Annotated in this window: 9 protein-coding genes; 2 read left to right on the top strand and 7 right to left on the bottom strand. The window is 61.1% G+C overall.

The features are described from left to right. Window positions 1-146: 146 nt before the first annotated feature. The 7 genes from AC3WRT_RS20225 to AC3WRT_RS20195 form a co-directional block, all read right to left on the bottom strand. Complete coding sequence (locus AC3WRT_RS20225; protein ID WP_492725146.1) at window positions 147-881, bottom strand: O-antigen ligase family protein; 735 nt, start codon at window positions 879-881, stop codon at window positions 147-149. A 554-nt stretch (window positions 882-1,435) separates the two neighbouring features. Then, window positions 1,436-2,614 (bottom strand): glycosyltransferase family 4 protein, encoded by a 1,179-nt coding sequence (locus AC3WRT_RS20220; RefSeq protein ID WP_492725144.1) that lies wholly within the window; start codon window positions 2,612-2,614, stop codon window positions 1,436-1,438. Between the two features lie 40 nt (window positions 2,615-2,654). Continuing rightward, window positions 2,655-3,965 carry a nucleotide sugar dehydrogenase gene (locus tag AC3WRT_RS20215; protein ID WP_492725142.1) on the bottom strand — a complete coding sequence of 437 codons (1,311 nt, stop codon included), beginning with the start codon at window positions 3,963-3,965 and terminating at the stop codon, window positions 2,655-2,657. 1 nt (window position 3,966) lies between these two features. After that, window positions 3,967-5,070, bottom strand: coding sequence for a lipopolysaccharide biosynthesis protein (locus AC3WRT_RS20210; protein ID WP_492725140.1), 1,104 nt, complete (start codon window positions 5,068-5,070; stop codon window positions 3,967-3,969). Window positions 5,071-5,110: 40 nt separating this feature from the next. Beyond that, entirely contained in the window at window positions 5,111-5,728 is a 618-nt protein-coding gene (locus AC3WRT_RS20205; RefSeq protein WP_492725138.1) for a sugar transferase, read from the bottom strand. Beyond that, entirely contained in the window at window positions 5,725-6,855 is a 1,131-nt protein-coding gene (locus AC3WRT_RS20200; protein WP_492725136.1) for a DegT/DnrJ/EryC1/StrS family aminotransferase, read from the bottom strand. The genes AC3WRT_RS20205 and AC3WRT_RS20200 overlap by 4 nt, the downstream gene beginning before the upstream one ends. Next, the gene (locus tag AC3WRT_RS20195; protein WP_492725134.1) at window positions 6,852-8,624 is read right to left on the bottom strand and encodes a polysaccharide biosynthesis protein; all 1,773 of its coding nucleotides are present in this window, start codon (window positions 8,622-8,624) and stop codon (window positions 6,852-6,854) included. The genes AC3WRT_RS20200 and AC3WRT_RS20195 overlap by 4 nt, the downstream gene beginning before the upstream one ends. A gap of 384 nt (window positions 8,625-9,008) precedes the next feature. Between AC3WRT_RS20195 and AC3WRT_RS20190 the strand changes: the two genes are divergently transcribed. Together AC3WRT_RS20190 and AC3WRT_RS20185 are read left to right on the top strand one after the other, a co-directional pair. Then, window positions 9,009-9,179 (top strand): hypothetical protein, encoded by a 171-nt coding sequence (locus AC3WRT_RS20190; protein ID WP_492725132.1) that lies wholly within the window; start codon window positions 9,009-9,011, stop codon window positions 9,177-9,179. After that, entirely contained in the window at window positions 9,176-11,065 is a 1,890-nt protein-coding gene (locus AC3WRT_RS20185) for a hypothetical protein (RefSeq protein ID WP_492725130.1), read from the top strand. Before AC3WRT_RS20190 ends, AC3WRT_RS20185 begins: the two co-directional genes overlap by 4 nt. Window positions 11,066-11,506: the final 441 nt, after the last annotated feature.

Below are 11,506 nucleotides of genomic sequence, written 5' to 3'. Positions count from 1 at the left end.
CCCCGCCCCCCGACCCGCCTGGAGCGTCCTTTCGCAGGCCTCCCTAAGAAAGGCAGCGCTCAATCCCGTCCGCCGTTGGGAAGAGGCTATCTCGGCCGCTCAACCCCTCTTGCAAAAGAATCCGTAAAGGCGGTTAGCCTGGGCGCTTACCGAGCAGGCTTGCCCGCGCAATGTCCTTCGCTTCCGTCATGCGTCGCGATCCGTCGCATTTCAATGGCCCCTAGACAGATGAACACCCATAAGAAACGCGAATCGTAGTAGTCGCCCGAAAACAAGCTGGCAACGCCGATCAACAATGATGCGGCCAGATAGAACGCAAGCGCACCCCTACGCTGGCGACGTCTAGCCCCCCACAGCGGCGTCACCACTGCAAAAACGATCAAAATCGCGCCTATGAGCCCACCCTCTGCAAGAGTGGCCACGAAGAGGTTGTGCGGGTATTCATACCCAACAAATCGTCCAACGAGTCCGTAATAGCCATCGATGCCGACGCCGACTATCGGGGAGTCGGAGAAGACGCTCAGGGAGCCAGAGAGAATTTCACTTCGCCCTGAGTCGTATCCCTGCTCGACCGTCTGATCAACCAAACGATCGTATATAACTCCGGACGTCAAGATGTTTGGCGCAACTACCGGCACAAGAGATAGGGCCAATACGCCAAGCAATACCGACAATTGACGAATTGACCGTGGCAGTCGACGCCAAAACCCGAGTCCAAAGAGCGCTGACACCACCACAAGAGAAACGAGTCCACCGCGAGAGCCGGCCAGCAGCGCCCCCAATAGCAAAATGGGGACAGCTAGCAAAACAAGCCTTTTTCCGCGAACAACAGCGAGGTAAACGACCGCGAGGCAGGACATCAATACAACGCGAACAAACACGTTGGGACCTCCCCCGAATGCGGAGTACCTTCCCTGTAGACCCGGACCTGCCACGAGGGCCGCGCTGACGTAGACGAGCCCTGTGAACGCAAGACACCACCATAAGATGTGCATCTCATCCGTCCGCAGTCTGTTGGCAATCGAAGTCAGGAAGCCGAGGAGGACTGCCATCACAAACAGGTCGATAATGGCCGCGGACGTTCGGGCTCCCGTTGGCGCCCAAATGGCGCTCAATGCGAGCCAGAGCATCCAGATATACATCCAAACCAACCCGCGGGTCTTTAATCTGTGATCAGGCACAGGGCGACGGGCTTTGACAGCTCGCCACCAAAGGTACGCGAGGGAGACCGGCACCAGCGCCACAACCCTCAAGTCGACGGCTGGAGCACCTTCGCTGACTCTATCCAGAGTAAATCGACCACCCAACAGGATCAGGTACAGGAGAACAATGAGGCCCTGTGCAAACGGGTCTCGCTCTCCTACCGGCGATGACGACCAATCGGGCTGCTTCCTCGAGCCATTAAATGTCGACATTGCAGAGTTGGGTGGCAGCACTAGAACTCGTCCACCGTTAGGGCGCGGCGGAAGTCGGCGTAAAGCAGATCCCGATTGAATACTTCCTTGGCTAGCGAGAACGCTCGGCTTTGGGCTGAGCGCAGACGCTCCGAATCGCTGAGCAGACGAGCCGCAAGAATTGCGGCATCATGCGCACTTCGATCTCCGATGAACCATCCGGCGCCCTCTCTGACGAGGCGATCCGTCAGCCAGCCGCCATGATTCAGGAGGACCGGCCTCGATGCAGCCAGTCCATCAAAGACCTTGTTAATAGAGGCTGCCTCCAGAACAGGGTTTGATATAACGCTCGACAAGACAGCATCCGAACCAGCTACATACCGGGCAACGTCCGTCTTTGGCCGCGGTCCGAGAAATATTTCGTCAACGTCTATACCGCGACGGCGGCCACTCTGCGCAACCTCATCCCTCCCGGAGCCGTCACCAATGACGACAACCCTCACACCGACCTCTCGCGCCTCGACGGCGAAATCCAGTAACCATAATGGGTCATATATAGCACCAAGCGATCCGGCATAAACAATCACTGGACGGCCATCATCCCAGCCGTGCTCCCGGCGGACCTGGCGGCGTTCTTGGCTCGACAGGTCGAACATGTCGATGTCCGATGCATTCGGAACGACGACGACCTTGGTGCTCGGCGATACAAGTTTGACACCGGCAGACATGCCGGGAGACAACGCGATCACAGATTGGGAGTGTCGATAAGCGGTCCGCTCGAGCGCGAGTGATGCGCGCTTAAGAATGGGGGATCGCAAGTAGCCAAGAGCGATAGGCGCCTCCGGCCAGAGATCGCGTACTTCCAAAACGAACTTGCTTCGCCAGATCGACGCGGCGACCATACCGGGTACGGCAACGGTCAATGGAGTGCTCGAGGCGAATACGACGTCCGCCCGGTCACGTATTGCTGCAACGGTTGCGGCCGCTCCGAAACGAAGAAATGACGCTATGCGTTTTCCCGGCGACATCCCATTCGAGTAAGGAACGGCCAATTGGATGACCGAAAAACCATCAAGTTCATACCGTCGCGCATCGGGACCCCCACAGATCATGGTGACGACGTGGCCGTCATCGGCGAGGCGCCTTGCGAACTCCCAAGATCGCGTGCCGCCAGCTTCGTCAGGTCGCTTGAAGTGCTGATGAAGGTAAGTAATCTTCATGCTAGAGGACGCCCCGCAAACCTGTTCGACACCCCGGCCGTCACAGACGGACGACCGAATCATGACGGGGGTCCGCTACTCCACGGGTATCGATAAGAATCTTTGCGGCTTCACACATACGTGCAACGTCGAAGGCCGCATGGTTTTGTAGGAGTACCACTGCGTCGGCCTCTTCTGCCGCCTGGTACAGGTCAGCAGCGGACGGGATAACGCACGACTCGTCCAAACGCCATTCCTGGACGTGAGGGTCGCTGTAAGAAACTTCGGCGCCCATGCTCAGCAGGTACTGAGCCAATGGAACCGCCGGACTTTCGCGCCTGTCGGAGATGTCTGGCTTATACGTGACCCCAGCAAGCAGGACACGCGCTCCCTTGAGCGCCTTCCCACAGTCGTTGAGGGCGCGCCACAAGCGTTGTCCCACGTAGAGTGGGGCAGCGTCGTTGATCTCCTCGGCCAGTTCCACCATCCTGAATCCGTACCCGAGTTTCGCGCGCACTCGATGGCTCAAATACGTGGGGTCTACAGGGATGCAGTGGCCGCCCACACCGGGACCTGGCCGGAACGCCATGTACCCGAAGGGCTTCGTCTCCGCACAGTCGATGGCATTCCATAGGTCGATGCCCAGATCGTTCGAGAATCGCAACATTTCATTCACCAAAGCGATATTGACATGCCGAAATGTATTCTCGAGCAACTTGGCCATTTCAGCCTCTTTAGCGCCATGCGCAACAACTACCTGCCCCACGAAGGGGGCATAGAAATCCGCGGCCAACTTTGTCGCACGGTCCGAGACCCCTCCAACGACCTTCGGCGTGTTAGCGAGCCCAAAGATGGCGTTTCCAGGATCGATCCGCTCGGGAGAGAAGGCAACCTCGATACCCTCTAGATGGCCGTTGCCGTCCAGAATCAAAGGAGCGAACAGTTCTTCGGTTGTGCCCGGGTAGGTGGTCGACTCCAATATCACAAGAGTATGTGACGACAGGTGGCGGTTGATGGTTTCAGCAGCGTGGCGCACAGCAGTTAGATCCGGCCCTCCCTCTTCCGCGAGAGGCGTCGGCACGCACACCACCACTACATCGGCGTCGGAAATCACCCCTGGATCACTGGTCACAGAATAGTTCGAGACGAGCGCCTCCCCGAGTTCCTCGTCGGAGACGTCATCAATGTGTGAACGCCCGGAGCCAAGAGATAGCGCCGTCTGGACGTGCAGTTCGTAGCCTGTGACCCGATACCCCGCTGACACTGCTCCTAGAGCGAGGGGCAATCCAACATATCCTTGCCCGACAACAACAACATGAGGCATGCTTGCCTTTTCCACGAGCTTTGACCATTCCTTTGACTGGGTGTTCATGCTAAACCGATTTTGTACTTATGTATGCGCCATCTTTGACTTTACGGTTGATGACCATAGCGATGCTCCAGCCAACAAGATACGCCGCCGCGGATGCCCAAGCGGCCCCTTCGGCTCCATATGGAGGTATCGCAAAGAGGTAACATATAAGGGCGCTAGCCGCGGTCACCACCTCAGCGAGACTCACTCGCCGGGCTCCACCAGATTGGATGATTCTCGCTATCGTCTGGCGATACATGGCCAAAAGAACTCCCGCGATCCCCAGCGGCACAATGAGCGCCTTAACTGGTTCGAATGCGGAGCCAAATAGCGGGACCACAAGGACATACAGTAGACAAGACAAGATAGCCGAAGCGATCGAGAAGTAGGCCAAATCTCTCACAGCCTTAGGCCTCGAACTGTGATGAGAGGCGCTTCGCCGGTCGGCCACAGCCTGTGCTGCCCAGTACACGGGTTCTGACGCAGTCGCGACCGTCACATATAAGCCCAATTGGTATGGCGACCCCAGCATGCCGAGGAGCACTCTGTCGGCACGTAGTACTATCAGAGTGGCAATCGTGCTCGGAAGCAGTGCGAGGCTTGCCCCGTCGTAGGCCTTCGGGTCTTTGCGGACCAAGCTCATAGCCTCAACAAACGCGAACGGGAACGCGGCCGCGCAGTAGCCCGCGGCCCACCATTGCCACTGGGAGACTCCATACCATGCAAACACTACGCTGGTAAGTAGAACAATCGCCTGTTGAATTGCGAAGACACCCATAAACGAGCGCGTGTGTCCCGAGTGTATTGCTCGCGCCCTGTAGACGGCCGTCAATGCGCCCGCAAGACTCACCCCCCCGATCAGGAATGCTGAGATCCCCAGCCACGGCGCCAACGTCGCCGACAATAATAAATTGAGCAGTAGTACATACCCACCTAAGCGGCGTGGGTCAACGCCGCCGTCTCGGAGAGTCCTCCTTTCCACGCCAAGGAGTGTCACGGGCGTCGCGAAATAGGCGAGCTGCAGAATAAGGGCGACCTGGCCTCGGCTGGCTGGCCCCAGCGACCGAGCCATAAGGATATTGACCATGAAGGCGACGCCGGCGGCAAGAACGGGCGCGGTAGACACGACGCCAGTGGGTCCCAGCCGCGCCGTCCAGCGAAGGCGTTCAGTCATTGGGGCGCCCACCCAGGAAGGCTGACATAGTGGCCTCACCCGGTGCGGAGATTCCTTCGTGACGGAGCACCGCTGATGCAGTTCGAACCAAGATTCGAATGTCAAGGCTCAGCGAACGCTTCTCAACATATTCGATGTCTAACTGGAGGCGCTGGTCCCACGAGATAGCATTTCTGCCTGACACTTGCGCAAGTCCAGTCAATCCAGGCCGCATATCGTGACGCCTTGCCTGCTCAGGCGAGTAGAGCGGCAGATACTCCATTAGCAATGGACGCGGGCCTACGAGAGACATGTCACCCCGAATCACATTCCAAAGCGTGGGGAGTTCATCAAGGCTCGTGGACCTCAGCCATCGTCCGAAATCCGATATTCGTGAAGCGTCGTCGGTTCGTCCCAACGATTCATCCATAGGCACCATGCTGCGAAACTTTCGCAAGATGAAGGGCTTCCCATTCAGGCCCGGGCGGCTTTGCTTGAAGAGCACGGGGCGTCCCAGTTTCACCGCGACCAGCAGAGCGACCACTCCCTGCAAGGGAAGGGACAGAGCGAAGGCAGGGACAGCCATGGCGATGTCGACGATGCGCTTGCCGTCGGGACGTCTTAATCTCATGCGTCAAGAAGTTCAGTGAGAACAGCGATGACGCGATCGATGTCGTTGTCTGTCAGGCCGGAGCCGCTGGGAAGAGTGACACCCGTCCGGAAGAGGTCATCCGACGCGCCGGTAACAAAGGCCCGGTAGGGCGCGAATATCGGTTGAAGATGCATCGGCTTCCATAGATGGCGAGCCTCAATCTCTGACTTGTGGAGTGCCACAACCAAGTCGTTTGCCACGGCTGGTCCCTGACGGTCGACGACGACTGTGGTCAGCCAACAATTGTCTCCGTCGTCATTGTCAGATCCAGACCGCCCGAGCAACCGCACCTCGTACGGCGCCAGAGCTTTCGCGTAGCGATCCCGGATGTCGCGCCGACGGGCGATCATGCTGTCCAGACGGTCGAGCTGCCCACGTCCCAGCGCCGCAAGGACATTGGACATCCGGTAGTTATATCCCACGTCCGTGTGCTCGTACCAAGGTACGGGCTGGCGCGCCTGAGTCGAAAGGTACCGGGCCCGCGAGAGCAGTTCTAAGTCGTCACTGACAAGCATCCCGCCCCCGGACGTCGTCATAATCTTGTTGCCGTTGAACGACAGGGCGGCCGATTCGCCAAACGACCCCGCCCCGCGCCCGTGCTGGGTTGCACCCAGCGCTTCTGCGGCGTCCTCGACGACTAGCACTCCTCGCTGGTCGAGTTGGGGTAAAAGCCGTGCGTAATCAACACAGCGACCGAATAGGTCCACAGGAACGACGACTGGAACTTTCTTGCCCTCATCGAGCAGCGTGTCCACGGCGTGAACCATCAGATCCACGTCCACGTTGCCGTCGCTTCGCTGCGAGTCCACCATGACGGGCTCCGCACCGGTATAGAGGATCGCATTGACCGTCGCGGCGAACGTCAAGCTCGAGACGGGTATGTAAGTCCCAGGTCCCGCTCCAGCGTCGAGCAGCGCAAGGTGCAGGGCCGCTGTGCCGGAGGAGAGGGCCAGGGCGCCAGCCACGCCCACACGCTCGGCGATGGCAGCCTCGAAGGCGTCGACGTGGGGGCCAAGCGGTGCAATCCAACCGGATCGCAGGGCGTCGAGGACGTATGCCTCCTCTACCTCGGTCACCTCGGCCTTGGACAAGTGGATGCGGTTCACCGCTGGCTCGCTTCGGTTGGTATCTGTGCAGGGACGAGGGCCTCACGGCGCATCCAGTCACGTCCATGCTCAGTGCTGTCGAAGAAAGTCCGGAGCACGGATTCTGTGGTCATTGACGGCACGTCGACGCTGTCAACCAGCGGGTGGCCAGTGGCACGCCTGTTCTCCTCTGGCGAGAAGAGCTCCTCACCGAGCTTCTCGCCGGGGCGCAGCCCCGTATAGACAATATCGATGTCTCGACGGCCACTCATTCGGATAAGAGTTTGGGCCACCTCAAGGATCTTCACCTGCTCCCCCATCTCAAGGACCATCACCTCACCGTCGACGCCGATAGATGCGGCCTCCAAAACCAGTTGGCACGCCTCGGGTATTAACATGAAGTAGCGGCGCACCTCCGGGTGAGTCACGGTGATCGGACCGCCCATTTCGATCTGGGCGGTGAACGCGTGCACCACCGAGCCGCGGGAGCCAAGCACGTTGCCGAAACGCACGGAAACGTAGCGCCCGTCTGCGCGTTTGGCGAAGTCGGCGGTCAACCGCTCAGCCAGTCGCTTGCTATAGCCCAGCACGCACGTCGGATTCGCCGCTTTGTCGGTGGAGATGTTTACGAAGGTTGACACGCCCACTGCCTCTGCCGCCGTCAGGACATTGAGTGTTCCAATCACGTTGCTCTTCCAGGCCTCGAGTGGGTGCGTCTCAAGGAGCGGCAAGTGCTTGAGCGCCGCCGCATGGAAGACGACCTCGGGGCGTGCCCGGTCGAAGGCCTCGACCAGGGCCGTTGTGTCCCGAATGTCTGCCAAGATGAGTTCATCGGAGTCGAGCAGCCCGTGACCGGAAAGGCTCATTTCGGTCCCTTGCAGACCCGACTCGTCGCGGTCGAGCATGAAGAGCCGCGACGGCCCAAAACGCGCTATCTGACGGCACAACTCCGAGCCGATCGAGCCGCCGGCACCAGTCACCAGGACTCGCCGGCCCGAGATCTGCTCCGCAATGGCGGTCGTGTCGAGCTCGATCGGGCGGCGCCCAAGAAGATCCGCCACATCAAGGTCACGAAGATCGTTGGGCGTGGGGCGGCCGCCGATTATGTCCTTGAGGGGCGGCAGGCTGACGACTTCAAGGCCCGCGTCCGCGGCGCGGGCGGCGAGATCTCGTAGCGTCGCGGCCTCTGCGTTGGGGAGGGCGAGCACAAGGGTGTCGGCGTCGAAGCGCTCAGCCACAGTAGATAGGTCGGCGCGGGTCCCACGAACGCGCAGACCCTCCAACCGCAGGCGGTGCTTGGACTTGTCGTCGTCCAGCAGGGCCACCGGCACGAAGGAGCCGGCACCGTCGTACTTCATGCTGCGCAGAAGGCGGCGGCCCGCCTCGCCCGCGCCCAAGATGATGGCCCGGCGCTCCGCGGGCGCCTGCATCGCCCGGTGAGAGCGCACAGTGCGCACAACGAAGCGCAAGGCGAACATCGTTGCTATCGCTAGCGCAGCCGCCGTGAGCGGCACGCCTCGCGGGATGATCGGCGGCTCCACAATCAGAGCCCAGAGGAAGAGCGACGCTCCGACTACGGCGGTCGTCGTGGTCAATTCGACGATCTCCTCGAACGAGCCGAGGACGTGGCTGATTGAATACGGCCCCACGACGTACCCGACGAGAAGCTGCCCCAGCACCGCGGCCACCGCAAAGTAGCCCGTGTCCTGCAGATACGTGTTGTCGACGGTGAAGTCGAGGCGGATCCACAGTGCGGCGAAGAGCGTCGCCACCCACATCAGGGCGTCCACCGCTGCCCACCCGAGCCGAACCCATCGAGCCCTGCGTGCCTGTGCTGTCATCCTGTCCCCCGCCATCCCTGTCGTGCCCCTGAGCTCACTCGCGCACCTCAACGGTGAAGGCAGACGGCAATCGACGACCAGCACGATCGGCGGCCACAACCACGAGTCAAGCCAAGCACCCAAACGGCGCGCACCCGTATCATAACCGCCTATCCGTATAGATCATGACATGTCCGCATGCTGCGCCTGGGGCGAGCGCACACTGCGAGCCCCCAGCCGCGGCCGCGCTCAACTCAGCCTCTGTTGCCCGGTGCCACTACGCTGCGATCACCGGCAGCCCCCTGGCGGTTCGGCACCCACGTCCGGCTGGAGGAGCCCGTGTACACCCCGAAGATGAGCTCCCACGTCGCCGTCGAGGCCCTCGGGACTTTCTGGCTCGTCTGCATCGGCTGCGGCTCGGCTATGTTCGCCGCGACGTTCCTCGTCCGAGCCCTGGACGGGCAAACCGACGCCCTTGAGAACGCCGCTGTCGACGAGCAAGCACGACCGGTTCTCGTCAGTTGAAGCCTGTCCTCCGGCCGGCGGATAACGAACACGACACGAGGCGCGCTTTAGCCGTCTCGGCGTGTCTGGCTGTTCCCGCGCTCGTGGCCATCTGCACGGCCGCATGGCTGGCGACCCGAGGATTCGATCGGACGGATGAGGGGTTCTACCTCAACTCCATCGCCCACCCCGGCGATGACGCATCGACCATTCTGCTGTTCGGCTATGCCTATCACCCGTTCTACGTTCTTTTCGCGGGCGACGTTGTAGCGCTGCGCTGGGCGGGGATGCTCCTCTCCGTTCTGGCAGTGGGATCGCTGGCATGGGTCTCCTTGAAGACACCCGCCTTAGTCGGTCAGCAGATCCCACCGCTCAGCCTCCGCGCCTCCGCAAGCCTGGGTCTCGGGGCGACCGCTCTGTTGACACTCGCTCAGATGCCCACGACGCCGAGCTACAACACCCTTGCCCTGCAGGGCGTCTCCTTCACTGCGACGGGCCTCGTGCTGACGGTGACCCGCTTAGAGTGGAAGGGCGTCGCCGGAGCCGCACTGCTTGGCGTGGGGTTGTGGCTCACCTTCATGGGGAAGCCCACGACCGCCGGACTGCTTCTCGTAGTTTTGTTGGGAGTGACATTCATTCTGCCGGGCACCTGGCGGGGTCGATTGTGTATAACCGCAGGCGCCTTGCTCCCGTCGGGGGCTCTCACACTTCTGCTTGCTGACATGAGGTTTACGGAGCTCGTCACCATTCTGTCGAATGGGCTCGCGACTTCCCTCGCCCTCGGCGGGCATGATCAGATCATTCGCATTGACGGCTTCCCGCCGCCAGGCACCGGCCTTGGAGCCGTAGTATCGGTGGCCGCCGCGACGGCAGTGACCCTCTACGTGGCAACACGCCACCGCGCGGCCCCCTCATTTCGATTTGTGCACCGCCCCGGAACTGGCGCGTTCGCCGCAGCTAGCGGGCTCTGCGCATGCATGGCTGCGGCGGGCTTGGCTTGGCGTATATATCGCCAAGGCGCCAGTGGGTTCTTGGTTACGACCGCCGACGCGACCGCAGCGATGCTGGTGACTCTCGGTGGCGCCATCGCGTTCTTATCATTGTCATCCCTTGTGCGGAGCATCTGGTCCAACGACGTTATGCCCAAGGCTGCATGGGAGGGCGCTGAGTCCCTGCGAGCTGGTATCTCTCTCGTCGGGGCTGTCACGCTCCTTCCGGCCGCATATGCGCTAGGAACGAACGGCAACCTCTGGACCGCTCAGGGACGGGCAGCGTGCTTCCCGCTTCTCACGCTCTCCGTGTTGATGTTCCGGCACGTCGGGGCCTCTCGTCGTCCGCTCATCTGGACGATGCCGTTGGTCTCTTCCCTCATCATCCTCATCCTCCTGATGGCGACGACCGCGGCATCCCCCTATCGCTATCCCCCGCTGCAAGCAGCCGTGACTCCCACGCCGGTCGGGTCCGGAACGGTCCGGCTGACGGCGAGCGATCATAGACTTGTGACCGAGTTGATTGCGCTCGGACACCGCCTTCACATCAACGAGCACACACGTGTGCTGGATCTTACGGGCGACTCCCCTGGCTCAGTGTTTCTGCTTGGTGCACGGCCAGTTGGGCAGGCCTGGATCATCGGCGGCTATTCCGGAAGCGAGGCGGCAGCACGGCTGGCTCTCGCGCACGACCGGTGCAACATCTTCGGCTCCCTGCTAATGGTGGCAGAAGGTGCGCCTCGAGCCATCCCAACCCGCGTGCTCAACACCATCGGGGTGGATTTCCCGGATGGCTATATCGCGGTGGGCAGTTTTCACCGACCTGGAGCGCCGCCTGGCCGCGCGGATGCTCCACCGAGGCTGGTCACCGTGTACAGCCCCCGAGAGGCGACAAGGGCCCAAGCATGCAGAAGCTGACTCCATTCGCGCAGCGGCTGGCGATATCGACCGGACCCTTACGCGCCGCTCATCTGTGTACTCGCCGATACGTCGCTCCTGACGAAGCGGATGTAGCCGTGGCCGCGCTCCCGGGTCTTGACTTCTTGATTAGGTCAACGGCGAGCACTTAGTGCGTTTGTAATAAGTAGAGGACCTCTTCACGACCTTGCCCGCGAACTTAGAGATGCACCCGCGAGACGACACTCCCTCGACGTGAATGCCGTTGAGCCCTCTGCATCGATGAACCTCTCCGGCAACCGACACCGACGGCGCCGACGAAACCGCCGACGTGGACTCGCGTGAGTCTAGGGCGAGTGAGGATGGAGGGGCCCTTCGATGCGCCCTTATGCTTTCGCGGTGAACATCCCGAGTCGGTCGGTGCTGAGGAGGGGGAAGACAGTGCTGGAGGAGATCTGGGCG

This window comes from Terrabacter sp. FW104-15G4B (assembly GCF_058790095.1).
This window is presented reverse-complemented; position numbering and strand designations above follow the sequence as displayed.

Bases quoted from the DNA above. Each gene is read 5' to 3' on its own strand.
- AC3WRT_RS20205 (WP_492725138.1), bottom strand. From the start codon at position 5,728: ATGAGATTAAGACGTCCCGACGGCAAGCGCATCGTCGACATCGCCATG.
- AC3WRT_RS20215 (WP_492725142.1), bottom strand. From the start codon at position 3,965: ATGAACACCCAGTCAAAGGAATGGTCAAAGCTCGTGGAAAAGGCAAGC.
- AC3WRT_RS20190 (WP_492725132.1), top strand. From the start codon at position 9,009: ATGAGCTCCCACGTCGCCGTCGAGGCCCTCGGGACTTTCTGGCTCGTC.
- AC3WRT_RS20220 (WP_492725144.1), bottom strand. From the start codon at position 2,614: ATGAAGATTACTTACCTTCATCAGCACTTCAAGCGACCTGACGAAGCT.